14 protein-coding genes are annotated in these 20,468 nt (G+C 76.7%); 6 read left to right on the top strand and 8 right to left on the bottom strand.

Translation table 11 applies throughout. The annotated features are described in order from the left end of the window. The first annotated feature begins 41 nt into the window (after positions 1–41). Entirely contained in the window at positions 42–1,088 is a 1,047-nt protein-coding gene (locus IEX99_RS01580; protein WP_188897722.1) for a TauD/TfdA family dioxygenase, read from the top strand. A 7-nt stretch (positions 1,089–1,095) separates the two neighbouring features. On the opposite strand, the gene IEX99_RS01585 is transcribed toward IEX99_RS01580, so the two are convergent. Next, positions 1,096–2,160 (bottom strand): TauD/TfdA family dioxygenase, encoded by a 1,065-nt coding sequence (locus IEX99_RS01585; RefSeq protein ID WP_188897724.1) that lies wholly within the window; start codon positions 2,158–2,160, stop codon positions 1,096–1,098. 180 nt (positions 2,161–2,340) lie between these two features. On the opposite strand from IEX99_RS01585, the gene IEX99_RS01590 reads away from it, so the two are divergent. Continuing rightward, positions 2,341–4,491 (top strand): acetate--CoA ligase family protein, encoded by a 2,151-nt coding sequence (locus IEX99_RS01590; protein WP_188897726.1) that lies wholly within the window; start codon positions 2,341–2,343, stop codon positions 4,489–4,491. A gap of 14 nt (positions 4,492–4,505) precedes the next feature. Here IEX99_RS01590 and pbpC read toward each other — a convergent pair whose 3' ends face one another. From pbpC to IEX99_RS01610, 4 genes are all read right to left on the bottom strand, one after another. Next, positions 4,506–6,491, bottom strand: a complete 1,986-nt coding sequence (gene pbpC / locus IEX99_RS01595; protein WP_188897728.1) for a penicillin-binding protein 1C — start codon at positions 6,489–6,491, stop codon at positions 4,506–4,508. Between the two features lie 5 nt (positions 6,492–6,496). Continuing rightward, the gene (locus IEX99_RS01600; protein WP_188897730.1) at positions 6,497–11,632 is read right to left on the bottom strand and encodes an alpha-2-macroglobulin family protein; all 5,136 of its coding nucleotides are present in this window, start codon (positions 11,630–11,632) and stop codon (positions 6,497–6,499) included. Positions 11,633–11,734: 102 nt separating this feature from the next. Beyond that, positions 11,735–12,028 carry a GYD domain-containing protein gene (locus IEX99_RS01605; RefSeq protein ID WP_188897732.1) on the bottom strand — a complete coding sequence of 98 codons (294 nt, stop codon included), beginning with the start codon at positions 12,026–12,028 and terminating at the stop codon, positions 11,735–11,737. Between the two features lie 72 nt (positions 12,029–12,100). Beyond that, the gene (locus IEX99_RS01610; protein ID WP_188897735.1) at positions 12,101–12,487 is read right to left on the bottom strand and encodes a hypothetical protein; all 387 of its coding nucleotides are present in this window, start codon (positions 12,485–12,487) and stop codon (positions 12,101–12,103) included. Positions 12,488–12,557: 70 nt separating this feature from the next. Between IEX99_RS01610 and IEX99_RS01615 the strand changes: the two genes are divergently transcribed. Then, a complete protein-coding gene (locus IEX99_RS01615) occupies positions 12,558–13,682 on the top strand; it encodes a CaiB/BaiF CoA transferase family protein (protein WP_188897737.1) in 1,125 nt (374 codons plus the stop codon). Then, positions 13,679–14,944, top strand: coding sequence for a hydantoinase/carbamoylase family amidase (locus tag IEX99_RS01620; RefSeq protein ID WP_188897739.1), 1,266 nt, complete (start codon positions 13,679–13,681; stop codon positions 14,942–14,944). Before IEX99_RS01615 ends, IEX99_RS01620 begins: the two co-directional genes overlap by 4 nt. Here the strand turns inward: IEX99_RS01620 and IEX99_RS01625 are convergent. The 3 genes from IEX99_RS01625 to IEX99_RS01635 form a co-directional block, all read right to left on the bottom strand. After that, the gene (locus IEX99_RS01625) at positions 14,941–16,155 is read right to left on the bottom strand and encodes an acetate/propionate family kinase (RefSeq protein WP_229677739.1); all 1,215 of its coding nucleotides are present in this window, start codon (positions 16,153–16,155) and stop codon (positions 14,941–14,943) included. The two genes, IEX99_RS01620 and IEX99_RS01625, sit on opposite strands and share 4 nt — an antisense overlap. Before the next feature lie 112 nt (positions 16,156–16,267). Further along, entirely contained in the window at positions 16,268–16,684 is a 417-nt protein-coding gene (locus tag IEX99_RS01630; RefSeq protein WP_188897741.1) for a VOC family protein, read from the bottom strand. Between the two features lie 47 nt (positions 16,685–16,731). Next, on the bottom strand, positions 16,732–17,706 hold the full coding sequence (locus tag IEX99_RS01635) for a Bug family tripartite tricarboxylate transporter substrate binding protein (RefSeq protein ID WP_188897743.1): 975 nt from the start codon (positions 17,704–17,706) through the stop codon (positions 16,732–16,734). Between the two features lie 261 nt (positions 17,707–17,967). Between IEX99_RS01635 and IEX99_RS01640 the strand changes: the two genes are divergently transcribed. Both IEX99_RS01640 and IEX99_RS01645 read left to right on the top strand, forming a co-directional pair. Then, entirely contained in the window at positions 17,968–19,155 is a 1,188-nt protein-coding gene (locus IEX99_RS01640; protein WP_188897746.1) for an acyl-CoA dehydrogenase family protein, read from the top strand. Then, entirely contained in the window at positions 19,148–20,395 is a 1,248-nt protein-coding gene (locus IEX99_RS01645; protein ID WP_188897748.1) for a CaiB/BaiF CoA transferase family protein, read from the top strand. Before IEX99_RS01640 ends, IEX99_RS01645 begins: the two co-directional genes overlap by 8 nt. Positions 20,396–20,468: the final 73 nt, after the last annotated feature.

Genomic DNA, 20,468 nt, shown 5'->3' on the forward strand with positions numbered 1-20,468 from the left:
ACGGCCGCCGGCGGCGCGAGGAGCGGGAGGATGCGATGGGGATGCTGCGCGAACCGATCACCGGACCGAGCGCCTGGGACCGCGCCGCGATGGAGCGCGACCCGTCCTGGATCCTGCGCCTCACTCCCGCCCAGGCCGCCGAGGTGGACGCGGCGGTGGAGCGCGTCGCGGCGCGCGGCCTGCGCGGGGCGGAGTTCGGGCGGGAGGACTTCCCGCTGCCGACGCTGGCGCCGCTGCTCGCCCGCGCGCTCAGGGACCTGGAGACCGGCCGCGGCGTGGTGCTGCTCCGCGGCCTGCCGGTCGATCCCCTGGACGTGGAGCGCGCGGGGCGCATCGCCTGGGGCCTCGGCGTGCATCTCGGCCGCCCGCTGCGCCAGATCCCGCGCGTCAACCTCGCCGGCTGGCGCGACAACCTGATCGGCCACATCGCCGATCAGGGGATCGACTACAACGCGCCCAACGCCATCGGCTCCGGCACCAGCGCGGAGCAGATGCCGCATGTGGACGGCTCCGACCTTGTCGCCCTGCTCTGCGTGCGCCCGGCGGCGGACGGCGGCGGCGTCAGCCGCGTGGTCAGCTCCATGCGCATCTACAACGCGCTGCTGGAACGCCACCCGGACCTGCTCGAGGTGCTGTACGAGGGCTTCTACCACGACCTGCGCGGCGACGAGGCGAAGGGCAGCGGCCTGAGGGTGACGCCGCACCGCATCCCGGTGTTCAGCTGGTTCGGCGGAGTGCTGAGCTGCAACTTCAACGTGAAGACCGTCGAGCAGGGCGCGGCGAAGCGCGGCGTGCCGCTCTCGCCGCGCGAGCGGGCGGCGCTCGACGCGATGCTCGCCTTGGCGCTCGATCCCGCCTTCTCGATCGAGATGCGGTTCGAGTCCGGCGACTTCCAGCTCGTCAACAACTACACCGTGCTGCACAGCCGCACCGCCTGGCGCGACCCGCCGGAGCCGGAGCGGCGGCGCCTGCTGCTGCGGCTGTGGCTCAAGAGCTTCGCCTCGCGTCCGCTCGCACCCGATTTCGCAGGCGGCTACGTCACGGGCGCCGCCCACGACGTGTCGCGCGCGACGCTCGCCGCGTCCTGATCCGTCGCTACTCCGGCTCGAGCACGAATTTCAGCGTCGTCCCGCGCGTGACGATGCCGCCGCGGTCGCCCGGCGTCACCGAGCCGTAGCGCTGGGCGAAGGCCGGCGGCAGCGGGCGGCCCTGCTTCGGCGCGAGCCACAGCCGCAGCAGGTGGCGCCGCCGCTCCGGCTCCGGCCAGTCCTCGAAGTCGCCGCGGCTGTGCAGGACCTGGTGGTTGTGCAGGAACTGCATGTCGCCGGGCCGGAACTCCATCGGCAGGTTCAGCGCCGGCTCGTTCGCCAGCGCGTCGAGCATGTCGAGCGCCGCGTGCTCGGCCTCCGTCAGCCGCCGCGCCTGCGGGAAGTTCGCCTGCGCCGAGCGGATGTACTGGCCGGTGTAGATCGTCGTGAGCCGCTCCGCATACCAGTTGAACACCGGCAGCTCGAACCAGGGCAGCATGCCGGGCGGCACCTCGCCGCGGCGGTCCACCGGGAAGGGGTTGAACAGCGCGCGCCACAGCTCCGGCGCGCGGCGCAGCATCTCGTCGTGCAGCGTGACGGAGCTGACGATGCGGCTCTCCCCGCCCCGTTTCGCCGTCCGCAGGCAGAGCAGGCCGACGACGTCGCAGGAATCGGTGTGGTATTCGAGCGCGCGGCTGGTCTGGTAGTAGCGGACGTTCGGGTCGCGGATGTCGAGGCCGAGGTCGCGCACATGGCCGAGCAGGTGGCCCTTGGCGTTCTGCGAGCGGAAGCTGCCGAGATGCGCGCCGATGCCGAGATAGGCCGCCGCGCTCTCCGCGATCGTCCAGCGCTCCACCGGCAGGCCGCGCAGCAGCGCGAAGCCGCGGCCGTGCAGCAGCTCCTCGAGGATGGCGGCGAGCCGCGGCGCCAGCGTCGGCAGCGGGAAGGTCGCCGGCGCGATCTCGGCCATCGAGCGGCCGGCGGCGAGATGGGCGCGCACCGCGCCCTCGATCTCGGCGATCTCCGCGGGGTCGAGCTCGTGGATCCAGTCGCGCCGCGCCGCCATCCCGGCGCCGCGCCAGGCGCCGGGACCGCCGATCGGGCCGGGCGGCAGCGGCGGGTCCCGGGACATGGCGGCCTCCGACATCCTCTCCCTCCGCTCGAACGGTGCCGTCGGCCGGCGAGCCTCGCTCCGCCGCGGCGGGAAGTCCAGCCCCGCCGGCCGGCCTCCCTGGCGTGGCCGGCGGGCGCCGCGTAACCTCGCGCCGCCACCGGTCGCCGGACAAGGCAGGAAGCAGGGAAACACGTCCAGATGAGCAGCGCGCGCCGCGCCGTCTATCGCCACGCCGACCTCGCCCGCCTCTTCGCCCCGCGAAGCATCGCGATCATCGGCGCCTCGCCGCGCGCCGGCTCCTTCGGCGAGCGGACGCTCAACGCCCTCGCGCACTACGACGGCCGGGTCCACCTGGTGAACGCGCGCTACGAGCGCGTCGGCGACCGCCCCTGCCATCCCTCCGTCGCCGCGCTGCCGGAGGTGCCCGACTGCGCCATCATCGTCGTCGCGCGCGAGGCGGTGGAGCCGATCGTCGAGGAGTGCATCGCCGCCGGCGTCGGCGGCGCGATGATCTACGCCTCCGGCTACAGCGAGACCGGCCGGCCCGAGCGCATCGCGCAGCAGCGGCGCCTGACCGAGCTCGCCCGCGCCGGCCGCATGCCGATCGTCGGGCCGAACTGCATCGGCATGCTCAACTTCCGCAGCCGCGCCGGCGTCACCTTCATGCAGATCCCCCGGCTGCCGGAGCCGCGGCCGCACGCGGTCGGGCTGATCAGCCAGTCGGGCGCGCTCGGCTTCTCGCTCGCCCAGGCGCACGAGCGCGGCGCCTCCTTCAGCCACCTGCTGACCACCGGCAATTCCTGCGACGTGGACGTGGCGGATTGCATCGCCTACCTCGCCGAGGACCCGGACTGCGCCGTGATCGCCTGCGTCTTCGAGGGGATGCCCGACCCGACGCGGCTGCTGGAGGCGGCCGAGGTCGCGGAGGCGGCGGACAAGCCGCTCGTGCTCTACAAGCTCGGCACCGGCGAGGAGGGGGCGGCGGCGGCGATGTCGCACACCGGCTCGCTCGCCGGCTCCATGGCGGCCTACGGCGCGGCCTTCGATCGCGCCGGCGCGATCCTGGTCGAGGACTTCGAGGCGCTGGTCGAGACGGCGAGCTTCCTCGCCAAGGTGCCGCGGCGCCCGGCCGCGCGCGGCGCGGCGGTGGTCGCGGTCTCCGGCGGCTCCGCCATCATGGCCGCGGATCGCGCCGAGGTGCACGGCGTGCCGCTGCCGCAGCCGAAGCCGGAGGTGCGCGCGGTGCTGGAGGCGCGCATCCCGGAATTCGGCTCGCCCCGCAACCCCTGCGACGTGACGGCGCAGGTCGCCAACGACCCGGATTCGCTCACCGCCTGCGCCGAGGCGCTGCTCGGGGACGACGCCTACGGCGTGCTGATCTATCCGCAGATCTACGCGACCGAGCTGTCCTCGCAGCGCGTCGCGATGCTCTCCGACCTCGCGCGCCGCATGGCCAAGCCGGTCTGCATCGTCTGGACCACGGAGTGGCTGGAGGGCCCGGGCTCGCGCGCCGCGGAGGAGGATCCGCGCGTCGCGCTGTTCCGCTCCACCGACCGCTGCTTCGCCGCCCTCGCCGCCTGGCACGCGCGCGCGGCGCGGCGGGCGGCCGGCCCGCGCCGCTGGACGCGCCGCTCCGCGCCGGAGGCCGCGGCCGAGGCGGCGGCGCTGCTCGATGCCGCGGCGCCCGGCGCGACGCTGACCGAGCGCGAGGCGAAGCGCGCGCTCGCCGCCTACGGCGTGCCGGTCGTGCCCGAACGCCTCGCGCGCAGCGTGGAGGAGGCGGTCGCCGCCGCCGCCGCGCTCGGCTATCCGGTCGCGGTGAAGGTCGAGAGCCCCGACCTGCCGCACAAGACGGAGGCCGGGGTGATCCGCCTCGGCCTCCGGGACGAGGGCGAGCTGCGCGCCGCCTACGCGGCGGTGATGGCGAACGCCGGGCGCGTCGCGCCGCCGCCGCGGATCAACGGCGTGCTGGTGCAGCCGATGGCGCGCCCGGGCGTGGAGGTGATGGTGGGCGGGCGGATGGACCCGCAATTCGGGCCGCTCGTGCTGGTCGGCCTCGGCGGCGTGCTGGTCGAGCTGATGCGCGACAGCGCCACCGCCCTCGCCCCGGTCACGGCGGAGGAGGCGCGGGCGATGCTGCGGCGGCTGAAGGGCTTCCGCGCCCTGCAGGGCTTCCGCGGCGCGCCGCCGGCCGACCTCGACCGGCTGGCCGACATCGTCTGCCGCCTGTCGGAGTTCCTCGCCGACCAGCGGGAGCGCATCGCGGAGCTGGACGTCAACCCGATCATCTGCGCCGGCGCCGAGGCGGTGGCGGTGGACGCGCTGATCGTGCGGAGCGGGGGCGCATAGGCGCCGCCCACCCCCTACTGCACGCGGATCTCCGCCCGCGCCGCCGCGCCCTCCGCGTCGAGCACCGTGACGCGGTAGAAGCCGGGGCCGGGCGGGGTCCAGAGCGTCTCGCGCTTGGCCCGCTCGCCCGCGATCGGCACGCCGCCGACGAGGAAGGTCAGCGGGCGGCGCCCGCCGGCGGCGCGCAGCGTCACCGGCCCCGCGCCCGCGGCGAGGACCGCGCCGGGGGGCGGGAAGAGCAGGCGCAGGCGGTCCGGCGCCTCGCCGCCGGCCGGGGCGGGGCCGGGCCGCACCGGCAGGGGCGGCAGGGGCGCCGGCGGCAGCAGGTGGAACAGCCGCGCCAGGACCGGCAGGGCGAGGTCCCGCCCCGTCGCGCCGGGCAGCGGCGTGCCGTCCGGCCTGCCCACCCACACCCCGGCGACATGCGCGGCATCGAAGCCGAGCGCCCAGGCGTCGCGCCCGCCCCAGCTCGTGCCGGTCTTCCAGGCCACGCCGCGCGGGCCGCCGCCGGGGAAGGGCTGCACCAGCACGCCCGCCACGGCGGCGGCGGCGCGCGCCTCCACCACCCGGCGCGGCGCCTCCGCCGGGGCATCCGCGCGCAGGCGCAGCGGCGCGGCCACGCCGCCGGTTCCGAGCGCGGCGTAGAGCGCGGCCAGCTCGCGCAGCGTCGTCCCCGCGCCGCCGAGCGCCAGCGGCAGCGAGGGCGCGGCGCCCGGCGGCAGGCGCGGCGGCGCGCCGGCGGCCTTCAGCGCGGCGGCGAAGCGCAGCGGCCCGAGCTGGTCGAGCAGCGCCACCGCGGGCAGGTTGAGCGACAGGCGCAGCGCCTCCGCCACGGTGAGGCGCCCGGCGAAGCCGCGGTCGAAATTCTCCGGCGCGTAGCCGCCGAAGCGCAGCGGCAGGTCGCTGACGAGGGTGTGCGGCGCCGCCACGCCGCTCTCGAAGGCCAGGGCGTAGAGGAAGGGCTTCAGCGCCGAGCCCGGCGAGCGCACGGCGCGCGTCAGGTCGAGCATGCCGGCGCGGCCCTCCTCGCCCCAGGCGCCGCCGACCAGCGCGCGCACCTCGCGCGTGGCGAGCTCGGCGACGAGGATGGCGACGGAGGCGCGGTCCGGCAGGCCCTCCAGCGCCATGCCGGCGATCGCCTCGCTCGCGCGCTGCAGCGGCGCGGAGAGCGTGGTGGCGACGCGCGCCTCGCCCGGCGCGCGCGCGAGCTCGCGCGCGAGGTGCGGCGCGAGGCGCGGCATCGGCCGCCGCCAGGCCGGCACCGGCGCGGCGAGGGCGAGCGCGCGGTCCTCCGCCGAGAGCCCCGCGAGCGGCCCGGCGCGATGGCCGAGCACGGAATCGCGCGCGGCGCGGGCGCGCTCCGGGTGGCGGTCCGGGCGCGTCGCGGCGGGGCGGCGGGGAATGGCGACGAGCAGCGCCGCCTCCGCCGCATCGAGCCGCGCCGCGGGCCGCCCGAACCAGGCGAGCGCGCCGGCGCGGATGCCCTCCAGGTTGCCGCCCTGCGGGGCGAGGGTGAGCCAGATGCCGAGGATCTCGCGCTTGCTGAAGCGCGTCTCGAGCTGCACCGCGCGCGCGATCTCGACCAGCTTGGCGCCGAGGGTGCGGCGCGGGCGCGGCTCCAGCAGCCGCGCCGCCTGCATGGTCAGCGTCGAGCCGCCGGAGACGACGCGCCCGCCGGCGCGCGCCCACTGCACGGCGGCGCGGGCGAGCGCGATCGGGTCCACGCCGGGATGCCAGCGGAAGCGGCGGTCCTCGGCCGCGATCAGCATGGCGAGCAGGGCGGGCGGGACGTCCTCGGCCGCGGTGCGCAGCCGCCAGACGCCGCCGGGGGCGGGGAGGACGGCGAGGGGGCGGCCCTCCCGGTCGAGGATCTCGGTGCCGGTCGCGCGCAGGCGCGAGAGGTCGGGCGGGAACAGGCGATCGAGCGCGGCCGCCGCCCCCAGGGCGAGCAGCAGCGCACCGCCGGCGCGGGCGAGGATGCGCCTCCGGCGCGCCCGCATCGCCCTCAGTCCGCCGGCAGCACCGTCACCCGCCCCGCGTTCTGCCGCGCGAAGACGCCGGGGCGGTACATGTCGGCCAGCTCCGCCCCCGGCAGCTCGAACACGCCCGGCGTCACGGCGCGCAGCCGCACCGCGAGGCGCACCGTCGGCGCGCTGCGCGTCAGGTCGAAGGAGGCGGCGAAGCGGTCGTCCAGCGCCGGCTGCGCCGCCGCCTCGGAGAGCGTGCCGAGCCAGGGCATGCCCGGCACCTCCCCCGCGCCGAGGCGCCCGGCGATCTCCCAGCCCGCCGCTAGCCCCTGCTGGAGCATGGCGCGGTGCGTCTCGCCGGTCTCCGCCTGCGCCTCGATCAGCAGCACGAACACCGTGTTCTGCCGGAGCTGGTCCAGGTTCAACGGCTGGCCGGCGAGGTCGAAGAACCACCGCCGCACGCGCATCCCCGACCGCGCCGCCGGCAGCGGCGCCGCCGGCACGCCGGCGGCCGAGACCGAGCGCCAGACCGGCGCGTCGCCGAGGTTGCGCGCCGTCGCCGGCCCGCTGAGCGCGGCGGCGAGGAGCGGCCCGGCGAGCGTCTGCCCGTCGAGGGCGATCCGCGCCGGCCGCCCGTCCTGGCCGAGCGCCGCCGCCGCTGCCACGGCCCAGGCCTGCTCCTGGGTGGTGGTGGCGGCCGGGGTCAGCTCCGGCCCCGGCAGGCGGGCGAGCAGCTCGGCCAGCCTCTCGCCGAGCACGCCGCTCTCGCGCAGCAGCAGCGCGACGGCGAGCGCGTCCCGCGCCGCGCTGCCGTAGTCGTGGAGCCAGAAGCGGCGGCCCGGCGCGTGCGCCAGCGCGGCGGCGAAGGCCGCCTCGGCGCGCGGCGTGTCGCCGGCGCGGGCGAAGGCGGCGCCGAGCTGCGCCTTGGCGAGCGGGGTCGGCAGCCGGTCCAGCTCCTCGAGCAGCCGCCGCGCCGCGCCGAGGCGGTGGCGGCCGGCGAGCGAGAGCGCGTGCACGCGGTAGGCCTGGGTGGCGCGCTCCTCGGGCGTCTCGGTGCCCGCCTCCTCCAGCTCCTGCTCCAGGTAGCGCAGCGCCTGCTCCAGCGCCGCATCCGGCACCGCGGCGCCGGCGGCGCGGGCGCGCAGCAGCCCCTCGACGGCGTAGGCGGTGAGCCAGGGCTCCGCCTCGCCCTGCGCCGACCACAGGCCGAAGGCGCCGTCGTAGCGCTGGCGGTCGAGCACGGACTGCACGGCGTGCTGCAGCCGCGCCGCGCGCTCCTCGCCCGCCACCCCGTCCGGCGGCATGGCGGCGAGGGCGAGGACCCGGCTCGCCGCCTGCTCCAGGCAGTCGAGCGGGAAGTCCTGCACCGCGCGCAGCAGCGCCGCCACGTCGTAGCGCACCGCGCGGCCGAAGGTGACGCTGGCGCGCCAGGTGCCGGGGAGGAAGCGCGCGACCGGCGGCGCCAGCGCCTCCTCGCGCCCCGGCGGCAGCTCGGCGGTGGCGACCTCGGTCACCGCGCCGCGCGAGGAGCGCACGGTCAGCCGCGCCTCGCGCTCGGCGCGGAAGCCGCCGGGGCCGGTGACGGCGAGGCGCAGCACGCCCTCGCCCGCCGCGGTCGCGCGCAAGGTGGTCGTCGGCGTCGCCCGCGCGCCCTCGGCGAGCGTCGCCGAGAGGCGCGCCGGGCCGGCGAGGGCGAGGGCGCCGCCCGCGCTCATCTCCGCCACCGCCTCGCCGGCGGGGAGGCCGAGGTTGTGCAGCAGCAGCGCGATCCGCGCCTCGTCGCCGGGGGCGAGGAAGCGGGGCAGCAGCGGCTCCGCCACCAGCGGGTCGCGCACCGTCATCGGCCGGTCGGCGTTGCCGACGCGGTTGCCCGTGTCCCAGGCCACCGCCATCAGCCGCAGCTCGCCGGCGAAGTCGGGCAGGTCGAGCGGCACCAGCGCGCGCCCGTCGGCGCCGACCGCGACCGGGCCGGAGAACAGGGCGACGGTCTTCTGCGGGATCTCGATGGCACCGATCCCGTCGCCCTCGTCGCCGCCCTGGCGCAGCACGGCGGGCTCGCCCTCGGCGGGGGCGATCAGCCGGCCGTAGTCGTCGCGGATGTCCACGCCGAGCCGCCGCCGGCCGAGGAAATGCGCCACCGGATCGGGCGAGGCGAAGGCGGTGAGGCGCAGGATGCCCTCGTCCACCGCGGCGAGCGTCAGCATCGCCGCGCCGCCCGGGGCGAGGCCGGCGACGCGCACCGGGATCTCCACGCGCGCGCGGGGCCGCGCGAGGGAGGGCGCCTCGATCGCCACCTCCAGCCGGCGCGCGGCGGGATCGAGTCCGAGCCAGGCGAGGCCGAGCGCGCGCGCGGGCTGCCCGTCGCGCGCCTCGCCGGGGCGGAAGACGGTGACGGCGACATGGGCGCCGGGGCCCCAGGCGGCGTCCACCGGGACCTCGACCTCGCCGCCCGTCTCCGGCAGGTCCATCTCGCGCAGCGACACCAGCCGGTCGGTCAGCACGGCGATGGCGGCGCGGCCGCCGAAGGGCGGCTGGAGGCGCAGCCGCGCCGTCTCGCCCGGCGCGTAGGCGCGGCGGTCGGCGGCGACGTCCACCTTGTCCGGCACCTCCGCCGCCTCCACCCCGGCCCAGCCGCTGCGGAAGCGGAAGGAGGTGATGGCGAGGCCGCCGGGCTCGGTCACCTCGACGCGGTAGCGGCCGAAGCCGAGGCTGCGGGCGAAGCGCGCCGGCTGGCCGGGGGCGACGCGCAGCTCCGCGCTGTCCACCGGCTCGTCCACCCAGACCGTCTCGTAGCGGGCGAGGCGCTCGCGCACGACGACGCGCCATTGCGGCCGCTCGCGCACCAGGCGCAGGCGCAGCGTCGCGGCGACGGCGCGGCCCTCGGGGCTGACGGCGGCGATGTCGAAGGCGGCCTCGGCGCCCTCGTCCACCGCGCCGCCGGCGAAGGCCGGGCGCAGCGCGATCAGCGTGCCGGGCGGGCGCATCGGGACCTCGATCCGCGCGCGGGATTCGCGCCCGCCGGGCTCGGCGACGGCGAGCGCGATGTCGGCGCGCAGCGGGCGCGTGGTGTCGGGCGCGCGCGGCAGGGTGACGGTGAGGGTGGAGCGGCCCTGCGCGTCGGTCTCCGGCAGCGCGAAGGTCTGCAGGTCGGGGGCGAACGGCTCCTCGTGCAGCCCGAACTGCCAGCCCGTCCACTCCGGGAAGGGCTCCGGGTCGTGGCGCAGGCGCAGCTCGGCGCTGCCTTCGAGGCCGGCGCCGGGGGCGCCGTAGAGGAAGCGCGCCTGCACCGGGATGGCGAGCGGCCGGCCGGGCACCAGCGGCCCCGGCGCGGGGCCGAGCCGCACCTCCAGCCGCTCCGGCACGAAGGCGTCCACCCGGAACGTCGCGCGTCCGATCGGCGGCGCGTCGGGATCGGCGAGCACCTCCAGCGTCCACTGCCCGGCCGGGGCGCTGGCGGAGAGCGCGACCGGCCAGTGCAGCGCGGCGCCGGGCAGGCGCGGCGGCACGGCCTCGGCGTAGACCTGCCCGTTCGGGCGGCGCAGCCGCAGCCGCGCGGGGAGGTCCACCGGCGCCCCGCCGGCGTCGCGCAGCAGCGCGCTCGCCCGCACCGTCTCGCCGGGGCGGTAGATGCCGCGGTCGAGCCAGACGAAGGCGTCGAGCGGGCCGGGATGCGGCCGCCCGGTGGCGCCGCGGTCGGAGAGGTCGAAGGCGGCGGCCTCGAGGTCGAGCGCGGCGAGGTCGTCCCCCGCCTCGGCATGCACCGCGACCGGGGCGAGCGGCCCGCGCCCGCGCAGCAGGGCGGCGCCGAAGCGCGCCAGGCCGTCGGCGCCGGTGAGCGCCTCGGCGAGCACGTCGTTGTTGCGCGCGAGCAGCGCCACGCGCACGCCCGCGCGCGGCCGCGCGTCGCCGAGGCCGCGCGCCTGCACCGCGATCCCGTCGGCGCCGCGCCAGACGGTGAGGCCGAGATCGGTCGCGAGCAGCGGCAGCGCCGCGACCGCCTGCCGCGCCCCGTGCCCGTCGCCGGAGCGCGCGACCAGCACGAACAGGCCGGGCCCGGCGCCCCGCAGCGCCTCCGGCAGCGGCAGGGCGGTGCGCTGCGTGCGGTTGGGCTCGAAGCGCGGGATCTCGGCGCGGCCCTCCCAGACCACGCGGCCGATGTCCTCGGCGAGGGCCTCGGCGGTGTAGTCCTCCATCGCCTGGCCGGGGGTCCAGTCGCGGCGCAGCGGCACCAGGTTGCGCTCGCTCACGCGCACGAGGCGGAGCGCGAGGGCGCCGACGTTGACGGTGGCGACGGTGACCCGCGGCTCCCGCCCGCGCGGCAGGAGGAAGGCGCGGCTGTCGAAGGCGACGCGCGGGGCGCGGTTCGGCACCGCCACCGGAACCGCGGCGTCGGCGCGCAGGCTCTGCCCGTCCTCGCCCGGCAGCCCGGCGCGGAGCAGCAGGCGGGTGGTGCGGCCCCAGGGCAGGCCGGCGACGCAGAGCTGATCGCCCTCGCGCAGCACGGCGAGGCCGGGGATCGGCGGATCGGCGCGGATCCAGTCCTCCGGCCGCCAGTCGGTGCGCCGCGCCGGGGCGACGGTGAAGCCGAGGCAGGCGCGGGCCGGCTCGGCGTCGGGCTCGACGGCGACGCGGCGGACGAGCAGGCCGGCGGCGCGGCGCGCGGCGGCGAGCTGCTCGCGGTAGGCGGCGTTGCCGGGGGCGCGCTCGACCACCGCCTCGAGCGTCTCGATCAGCGGCACCGGGCGGTCCAGCCGCCGCAGCGCCTCGGCGATGAGGAGCAGCGCCGGAATCTCCGGCTCGCCCGCCGGGGCCATCTGGAAGGCGCGCCAGGCGGCCTGCAGGGCGCGGACGGGCTCCGGCGGGGTGCGGGCGAGCTGGGCGCGGGCGAGCGCCAGCCAGTGCTCCTCCCTCGGGCTGCCCATGCCGATCCGCTCCTCCCAGGCCTGGGCGGCGGCGCGCCAGTTTCCCTGGCGCTCGGCCTGGGCGGCGCGCTGCTCCGCCTGGGCGCGCTGCTGCGCGGTGGCGCCGGCCGGGTAGCGCCGCGTCAGCTCCCGGGCATAGGCCTGGGTGTCGGCCGAGAGGCCGGGGATGTCGAAGGGCTGCTGCGCCGCGAGGGGCGCGGCGAGGACGAGCGCGAACAGGAGCGGGAGAAGGCGCGGCAGGTGGCGCGGCATGACCGGATCCCCGCGGAAGGGAGTCGAGGACGCAGGCGTTCCAGCATGCCACGCTTCGCGCCGGCGCACACGCGCGGCGTCGCGCCGGCGCCGACGGAGCGTCTAGCCCAGCGACGCGATGATCTCGCGGTAGGCCTCCTCCGGGAACGCCTTGAGCGACTGCGTGCGGACGTTCCCCTGTTGGCCGAGCATCAGCGTGAAGCGCGCCGCCACGGCGTCGTCGGGCGCCTCGTAGAGGAGCACCAGGTCGTACTGTCCCATCGTCATCAGCACCGAGCCGATGCGCCCGCCCATCTCCTCCAGCGCCTTGCGGGCGGCGTCGAGCCGGCGGGGAGATTCGGAGACGGCGCGCATGCCCTGGTCGGTCCAGTTCAGCAGCATCACGTAATGCGCCATCGCACGCCTCCTTCGCAGGTGGTGGCCGCGGCGATGCTACGCCCTCGGGCGGAGGGGGAGCGAGGACCGGCTTCAGGCGACGAGGGGCGGCAGGACGGCGTGGCCGGAGGCGCGGCAGCGGCGAAGCCCGGCCATGGCCGCGCGGAATTGATCGAACGGGAAGCGCGGATGCACCGCGGGCCGCGGCGCGCCCTGCCGCCGCCGGCCGGGCGGCCGGCACCGGAGCGCCGGCACGCGCGGCGCCTGCGCGTGGCGGCCCTCGCCGGGGGACCGGCCGGGCTCGGCGCCGCGCCGCGGGATGGCCCCCGCGGCGCGGCCGCGGGCGAGCGTCGCGCCGCCATCGGCGGGGCCGCGCAGCCCCTCGTCGAAGGGCGCCGCGCTGTCGCGCGCGCCGCCGGCGCCGCCCGGCGCGGCGGCGAGCGCCGCGACGAGGGTGCGGCCCGCGAGCGGCGGCGCCATGCGATCCTCCCTTCCCTATCGTCGTCCTGATGCCAGGATGGGGGCGGACGCCGCGGAGGGAAACGCACGCATGCCGCCGAAGCCGTATGAGGGCCTGGTCGTCCTCGATGCCAGCCAGGGCATCGCCGGACCCTATTGCGCCACGCTGCTCGCCGCCTGCGGCGCCGACGTCATCAAGGTGGAGCCGCCCGCGGGCGACTGGTCGCGCGGGCTCACCACGCGGGCCGGGCAGCACAGCGTCATGCACACCGCCTTCAACCGCGGCAAGCGCAGCGTCGTGCTCGACCTGCAGACCGAGGCGGGGCGCGCCCGCTTCGCCAGGCTCGCCGCGCGCGCCGACGTGATGCTGGAGGCGTTCCGCCCCGGCGTGGCCCGGCGCCTCGGCATCGTGCCGGAGGCGGGCAAGCCGGACGTGGTGTTCCTCTCGATCAGCGGCTTCGGGCAGAGCGGGCCCTACGCCGAGCGGCCCTGCACCGACAGCGTCGGCCAGGCCTTCACCGGCCTCGCGGCGATGAACGAGGGCATGGACGGCGCGCCGCACCGCACCGGGCCGATCATGACGGTGGACGTGGTCACCGGCCTCTCGGCCTTCGCCGCGGTGCAGGCGGCGCTCGCCGCGCAGGCGCGGGACCGGGCGGCGGGCGCGCCGCCGAGGCCGCGCGTGCTCGACGTGTCGCTGATGCAGTCGGCGGCGGCGTTCCTCGCCCTCAACATCGCCGAGCACGGGCTGCTCGGCGAGGTGCCGCCGGTGCCGAACGCGCCCGCCGGCACCTACCGGTGCCGCTGCGGCGGCTGGCTGATCATCGGCCTGGTGCGCGAGGCGGAGTTCGTGGAGATGTGCCGCATCCTGGAGCTGCCGGACCTCTCCCGGGAGCCGCGCTTCGCCACCTATCCCGATCGCGCGCGCAACCGCGAGGCGCTGGTGCCGATCATCCGCGAGGCGTTCCTGCGGCGCGACCGGGAGGACTGGATCGCCCGCTTCCACGCCGCGCGGATGCTGGTGGACCGGGTGAACACGCCGCTCGACTTCCTCGCCGATCCGCATGTGCGCGCGGTGGGCGCGGCGGTGCCGCTGGAGCAGCCCGGGCTCGGCACCCTGCCCTTCCCGGCGCTGCCCGGGATCGGGCCGTGGAGCGTGCCCGCGCCGGGCCTCGGCGAGCACACGGAGGAGGTGCTGCGGGAGGCCGGCGCGTGAGCCTCGCCGCCGCGGTCGCGGCGCAGCGCGGGCTGGTCGCCGGCCTGCTCGACCGGCTGGCGGAGATCGGGCGCGACCCGCCCGGCATCACGCGCCACGCCTACGGCGAGCGCGAGGACGCGGCGCACGCGCTGGTGGCCGGGATGGCGCGCGATCTCGGGCTGGAGGTCGCGCGCGACGCGGCGGCGAACCTGGCGATGACCTGGCCGGGCGCCGACCGCGCGGCGCCGCGGGTGATGCTCGGCTCGCACCTCGATTCCGTGCGGCACGGCGGGAATTTCGACGGCGCGGCCGGGGTGGTGGCGGCGCTCGCCGCGATCGCCGCGCTGCGCGGGACGGGCTTCGCGCCGCGCGCCGACGTCACGGCGATGGCCTTCCGCTGCGAGGAGGCGGTGTGGTTCGGCCTCGGCCTGATCGGCAGCCGCGCCGCGCTCGGCCTGCTGCCGCGCGAGGCGCTGGAGGCGCGGCGGGCGGACACGGGGGAGACGCTCGCCGCCCACATCCGCCGCAGCGGCGGCGCGCCGGAGGCGATCGCGCCCGGCGCGCCGCTGATCCCGCCCGGCGCCGTGCGCTGCTTCCTCGAGGCGCATATCGAGCAGGCGCCGAGCCTGGCCGAAGCCGGCCTGCCGCTCGCCATCGCCACCGGGATCCCCGGCAACCTCCGCCACGCCGCGATCCGCATCGCGGGCGAGGACGCGCATGTCGGCCTGCCGCGCCGCTTCCGCCGCGACGCGGCGCTCGCCGGGGCGGAGCTGTTCACCGCCCTCGACGCGCTCTGGCGCGAGGAGGAGGCGGCCGGGCGCGCCATGGCCTTCACCATCGGCCGGTTCCACACGCCGGTGGAGACGCACGAGCTGACCAAGGTTTCGGGTAGCTTCGCGCTGAGCCTCGACCTGCGCGCCTACGACCCGGCGCACCTCGCGGCGCTGGAGCGGAGGCTGCACGCGATCGTGGCGGAGGTGGCGGCGCGCTGCCGCGTGAGCATCGCGCTCGGCCCGCGCAGCGCCGCCCCGGTCGGGCCGTGCGACGCGGCGCTGCGCGCGCAGCTCGCCGAGGCCGCGGCGCGGATGGGGGTGGCGACCATGCCGCTCGGCAGCCCGGCCTCGCACGACGCGGCGAACTTCGCCGCCGCCGGCATCCCGACCGGGCTGCTGCTGGTGCGCAACACGAACGGCAGCCACAACCCGCGCGAGGCGATGGAGGTGGACGACCTGATGGCCGCCGCGGCGACCTTCGCCGCCTGGCTCGCGGCGCAGGCCTAGGCCATGCCGAGCAGCGCGATCACGTGCTCGGCGATCATCCGCTCCTCGTCGGTCGCGCGCACCAGCACGCGCACCCGCGCGCCCGGCACCGAGATCTCCGGCGCGTGCGCCGCGTTGCGCGCCGGATCGAGCGTGACGCCGAGGAAATCCAGCCGCTCGCAGATCCGGGCGCGCACCCCGGCGGCGTGCTCGCCGATGCCGGCGGTGAAGACCAGCGCGTCCAGCCCGCCGAGCGCCGCCGCCATCGCGCCGATCTCGCGCCGCGCGCGCCAGCAGAAGTAGGAGAGCGCGCGCGCCGCCTCCGGCCGGCCGCTCGCCTCGAGGACGCGCACGTCCTGGCTCAGCCCGGACATGCCCTTGAGGCCGCTCTCGTGGTAGAGCAGGCGCCTGAGCCGCGCCGTGTCCCAGCCCTCGGCCTCGATCAGGTGCAGCAGCACGCCCGGGTCTATCTGGCCGCAGCGCGTGCCCATCGGCAGGCCGTCGAGCGCGGTGAAGCCCATCGTGCTGTCCACGCTGCGCCCGGCGCGGATGGCGCAGAGGCTCGCGCCGTTGCCGAGATGCGCGACCACCAGCCTCCCCTGGCCGAGCGCGGGGTCCTCGCGCGCGATCCGCCGGGCGATGTACTCGTAGGACAGGCCGTGGAAGCCGTAGCGGCGGATGCCGCGGGCGTGGAATTCCGGCGGCAGGCCGAAGGTGTCGGCCTCCCACGGGTGGCCGCGGTGGAAGGCGGTGTCGAAGCAGGCGATCTGCGGCACGCCGGGGAAATGCGCCGCCGCGGCCTCGATGCCGGCGAGGTTGTGCGGCTGATGGAGCGGCGCCAGCGGCACGAGGGCGCGCAGCCGCGCGATCACCGCCGCGTCCAGCAGGACGGGGGCGGCGAAGTCGGGGCCGCCGTGCACGACGCGGTGGCCCACGGCGGCGACCGCCGGCCGCGGCGCGGGCAGGCCGTCCAGCCAGGCGATGATGACGCCGAGCGCGGCGGCGTGGTCCGCCGGCGCGCCGGCCGCCGCGCCGCCGGCCGGCCAGCTGCGGTCGGCGAGCACGGCGTCGTCGGCGCCCCGCGCGACGAAATGCGGCATCGCCGCGCCGATGCCCTCGACCTGGCCGGTGAAGCGCGAGGCCGGGCCGGCGGCCGTCGCCTCGAACAGCTCGAACTTGATCGAGGACGACCCGGCGTTCAGCACCAGGATCGCATCGCCCGCTCGGATCACGTCATGCACTCCTCCGCCGCGCCCGGCCGGGATGACGACGGCGCGACGTCAGACTGCCCGGCCGCGCCCGCTCACGGTTGCGGCAGGTCAAGCCGCAGCGGGCACGCCGGTTTCAGGCCCTGTCGTATTCCTCCGTGCCCGGCCAGGGCTTGTCGGCGACATCGAAGATGATGCCCTCGTGGCCGCGGAACTTGTCCGGGCGGCGGTACTTACCGTCGTCCACCGGCGTCAGCTCCATTTCGTCCACATAGGGCTCGCCGCCCATCGCCAGCACCTTCTCGACGCAGCCGTCGGCGTCCTCCGTGTAGACGCCGAAATGGTGCAGGCCGACGTAGTCCAGGCCCTTGCCGAGCTGGTCGGTCTTGAACTTCAGCAGAGCAATGTTGATCGAGCCGTCGGTCAGGAAGTAGCCGCGGGCCCGCTCGTTGTCGAGCTTCCTCAGCTCGCGGAAGCCGAAGGCGGACTTGTAGAACTCCACCGCCTTGTCGGGGTCCTGGGTGGCGATCGCGATGTGGCGGATCTTGGCCATGGCGTGCGGTCCTTTCGTGGCTGGGGCGGCGGTCGCGGAACGCCGCGCTATTCAGCGCGGATCCCGGCCGCGGCGACCACCTCGGCGATGCGGGTGGCCTCGCGGCGGATGAAGGCGTCGAATTCCTCCGGCGTGTTGGGCAGCACCTCGTTGCCCTGCTCGACGAGCTGTCGGCGGAAGTCCGGCTCGGCGAGGATCGCGCGCAGCTCGCGGTTGAGCTTCTGCGTCCGCTCGGGCGGCAGGCCCGCGGGGGCGAAGAGGCCGAGCCAGGAGGCGATCTCGAAGCCCGGGATCGTCTCGGCGATCGCCGGCACGTCCGGGAGGGCGGGCTGGCGCTGCAGGCTGGCGATGCCGAGTGGCTTGATCGTGCCGGCGCGGATCGGCCCCAGCGCCGTGATCGGCACGTCGAAATAGGCCTGCAGCCGGCCGCCGACGAGATCGGGCAGGATCGCCGAGGTGCCGCGGTAGGGGATGTGCGCGATCTCGATCCCCGCCTTGCTCGCGAGCATCGCCAGCGCCAGGTGCGAGGCGGAGCCGTTGCCGGCCGAGCCGAAATTCATCCGCCCCGGGGCGGCCCGCGCCATCGCGACAAGCTCCGCCACGCTGTTCGCCGGATGCGACGGCGCGACGACGAGCAGCATCGGCGTGGAAGCGATCAGGCCGATCGGCTGGAAGTCCTTCTCGAGGTCGAAGGGCAGGTTACGGTAGAGGAACCGGTTGACCACCTGCGTCCCGGTGTTGCCGAGCAGCAGGGTGTGGCCATCGGGCCGCGCGCGGGCGACGAACTGCTGCGCGATGGTGCCGTTCGCGCCCGGCCGGTTCTCCACCACCACGGGATTGCGCCAGTTGGCCTCGAGCCGCGCGCCGACCAGGCGCGCGAGCACATCGGCGATGCCGCCGGCGGCGTAGGGCACGACGATGCGTATCGGCCCCGACGGGTACTCCTCGGCTCGCGCCGCGCCGGCGGCAGCGGCGAGCCCGGGGAGCGCGAGAGCCCCCCGCAGCAAGGACTGGCGCTTCATCGGTTCCCTCCCGGTGCGGTGCGACGTGCTTTGCGCCGACCCATAACGCGATCATTGCGCGACCCGCAGCCGCGGCTGTCAAGCCGGGGCGGGAGCTTCGGCCCGGACGGGCGATCCGCCCGCGCCGCCGCGGGGGGCGCAGCTTTACCGTGCCGCAAGCGCTGGCTAGCATCCGCACCGTCGCCCGCGCAGCAGTCGCCGCGGCGCGCCGAGCGGCGAACTCGCGCCCGCTCGGCCGGACATCGTGAGGACGGAATTCGGATGAGCACGATCATCGAACCCGGCGCGGGCGCCGACCTCGCCGAGGAGCACCGCATGGTCCGCGACCTGGTGGTCCGGTTCGTCGAGCGCGACCTGATGCCGCTCGAGCCCGCGGTGCTGGCGCGCGAGGCGCGGGGCGAGCGCTACGCCCTGACGCCGGAGGAGGAGGGTCCGCTGCTCGCCAAGTGCAAGGAGCTCGGCCTCTGGGGCCTCGACGTGCCGGAGGAGTTCGGCGGCGCCGACCTGCCGCTCGCCGCGCTGATGGCGATCGAGGAGGAGATGGGCCGCACCGTCACGCCCTTCGTCTTCCCGCCCGACAGCCCGAACCTGCACATGCTGCTCGCCGTGGCGAACGCGGAGCAGCGCGAGAAGTACCTCCGCCCCTACGCCACCGGCGAGGCGCGCTCCTCCATCGCCATCTCCGAGCCCGGCGCCGGCGGCGACCCGGCGGGGATGACCACGCGCGCGGTGAAGGACGGCTCCGACTGGGTGATCAACGGCCGCAAGATCTGGGTCAGCGGCGTGCCGCGCGCCGACTTCGTCATCGTCATGGCCCGCACCGGCGAGGGCAAGCGCGAGGAAGGCATGACCGCCTTCATCGTCGAGCGCGACCAGAAGGGCTTCATCATCGAGCGCGAGATCGCGATGATCGGCGGCCGGCGCACCTACGAGCTGGTGTTCGAGGACTGCCGCGTGCCGGAGAGCCGCGTCCTCGGCGAGCTGGGCAAGGGCTACGCGCCGATGCAGCTCCGCCTCAACGTCCGCCGGCTGCAGATGGGGGCGCGCTGCACCGGCATCGCGCGCCGCGCGCTCGCCATGATGTGCGAGCACGCGAAGCAGCGCGTCACCTTCGGCGTGAAGCTCGCCGACCGCCAGGCGATCCAGTGGTGGATCGCCGACGCGGCGACGCGCATCCACATCTGCCGCCTGATGGTGCGCGACGCCGCCGCCAAGCTCGACGCCGGCGCCGACGTGCGCAACGAGGCCTCGATGATCAAGGTCTTCGGCACCGAGATGGCGCAGAGCGTGGTGGACAACGCCATGCAGTGCTTCGGCGCGATGGGCATGACCAAGGAGCTGCCGCTGCAGCTCCTCGCCCAGCAGGTGCGCGTGATGCGCATCTACGAGGGACCGTCCGAGGTGCACCGCATGGCGATCGCCCGGCGCGTGCTGAAGGCGCATGGCTGAGGTCGCCGGGGCGAGCGCGGGCGGGCCGGCCGAGGGCCCGCTCGCCGGCATCCGCGTGGTGGACCTCACCTCGGTCGTGCTCGGGCCGCTGGCGACGCAGATCCTCGGCGACTACGGCGCCGACGTGATCAAGGTCGAGGCGCCCGAGGGCGGCGACATGATCCGCAGCAACGGCGTCTCGCTGCACCGCGGCATGGGCTCGATCTTCCTCGCGCTCAACCGCAACAAGCGCTCGCTCGCGCTCGACCTGAAGCGGCCGGAGGGGGCGGCGGTGCTGCGCCGGCTGGTCGCCACCGCCGACGTGCTGGTGCACAACATGCGCCCGCGGGCGATCGCCCGCCTCGGCTTCGCCTACGAGGCCTGCGCCGCGATCAACCCGCGCCTGGTCTACTGCGCCGCGACCGGCTACGGGGAGGACGGCCCCTATGCCGGCCGCCCCGCCTTCGACGACGTGATCCAGGCCGGCTGCGGCCTCGCCGCGCTGGTCAGCGCCGGGCGCGAGCGGCCCGACTACGTGCCGAGCCTGATCGCCGACAAGACCACCGGCATGGCGGTGGTCAACGCCGTCCTCGCGGCGCTGCTCTTCCGCGAGCGGTCGGGTCGCGGGCAGTGCGTCGAGGTGCCGATGCTCGAGACCATGACCGCCTTCGTGCTCGCCGAGCACATGGGCGGCCTGACCTTCGAGCCCGCGCCGGCGCCCGCCGGCTACCAGCGCGTCACCGCCGGCGGGCGGCGGCCGATGCCGACGGCCGACGGCTTCATCGCGCTGCTGCCCTACACGGGCGACCACTGGCGCGCCTTCTTCCGCGCCGTCGGGCGCGAGGAGGTGGGCGAGCGCCTCGGCGTCGCCGACCGGCACACGCGCAACGCCAACATCCAGGAGATCTACCGCGAGCTCGCCGCGATCACGGTGCAGCGCCCCTCCGCCGAGTGGCTCGCGCTGTGCGAGGCGCTCGACATCCCGGCCACCGCCATCACCGCGCTCGACGACCTGCCGGAGCACCCGCACCTGAAGGCGGTCGGCCTGTTCGAGCGCTCGGAGCACCCGAGCGAGGGGCCGATCCGCCAGGTCCGTCCGCCGACGCGCTTCGGCGCGACGCCGGCGCGCATCCGCCTCCCCGCGCCCCGCCTCGGCGAGCACACCGCGGCGATCCTGCGCGAGCTGGGCTATGGCGAGGACGAGATCGCCGGCCTCGCCGCCGGCGGCGTCGTGCGCCAGGCGGAGCCGCCCGGCGGCTGAGATGCGCGAAGCGACGGCGGCCGCAGCGGCGGCGCCACCGCTTCCCGCGATTCGTCAGATCTTCAGGCCGTAG

The organism is Caldovatus sediminis, assembly GCF_014644455.1.
GTDB classification, from domain to species: domain Bacteria; phylum Pseudomonadota; class Alphaproteobacteria; order Acetobacterales; family Acetobacteraceae; genus Caldovatus; species Caldovatus sediminis.

Coding starts and splice junctions, on each gene's coding strand:
- pbpC (WP_188897728.1), bottom strand. CDS start 6,491: ATGCGGGCGCGCCGGAGGCGCATCCTCGCCCGCGCCGGCGGTGCGCTG.
- IEX99_RS01585 (WP_188897724.1), bottom strand. CDS start 2,160: ATGTCCCGGGACCCGCCGCTGCCGCCCGGCCCGATCGGCGGTCCCGGC.
- IEX99_RS01600 (WP_188897730.1), bottom strand. CDS start 11,632: ATGCCGCGCCACCTGCCGCGCCTTCTCCCGCTCCTGTTCGCGCTCGTC.
- IEX99_RS01580 (WP_188897722.1), top strand. CDS start 42: ATGCTGCGCGAACCGATCACCGGACCGAGCGCCTGGGACCGCGCCGCG.
- IEX99_RS01635 (WP_188897743.1), bottom strand. CDS start 17,706: ATGAAGCGCCAGTCCTTGCTGCGGGGGGCTCTCGCGCTCCCCGGGCTC.
- IEX99_RS01610 (WP_188897735.1), bottom strand. CDS start 12,487: ATGGCGCCGCCGCTCGCGGGCCGCACCCTCGTCGCGGCGCTCGCCGCC.
- IEX99_RS01645 (WP_188897748.1), top strand. CDS start 19,148: ATGGCTGAGGTCGCCGGGGCGAGCGCGGGCGGGCCGGCCGAGGGCCCG.
- IEX99_RS01615 (WP_188897737.1), top strand. CDS start 12,558: ATGCCGCCGAAGCCGTATGAGGGCCTGGTCGTCCTCGATGCCAGCCAG.
- IEX99_RS01640 (WP_188897746.1), top strand. CDS start 17,968: ATGAGCACGATCATCGAACCCGGCGCGGGCGCCGACCTCGCCGAGGAG.
- IEX99_RS01590 (WP_188897726.1), top strand. CDS start 2,341: ATGAGCAGCGCGCGCCGCGCCGTCTATCGCCACGCCGACCTCGCCCGC.
- IEX99_RS01605 (WP_188897732.1), bottom strand. CDS start 12,028: ATGGCGCATTACGTGATGCTGCTGAACTGGACCGACCAGGGCATGCGC.
- IEX99_RS01630 (WP_188897741.1), bottom strand. CDS start 16,684: ATGGCCAAGATCCGCCACATCGCGATCGCCACCCAGGACCCCGACAAG.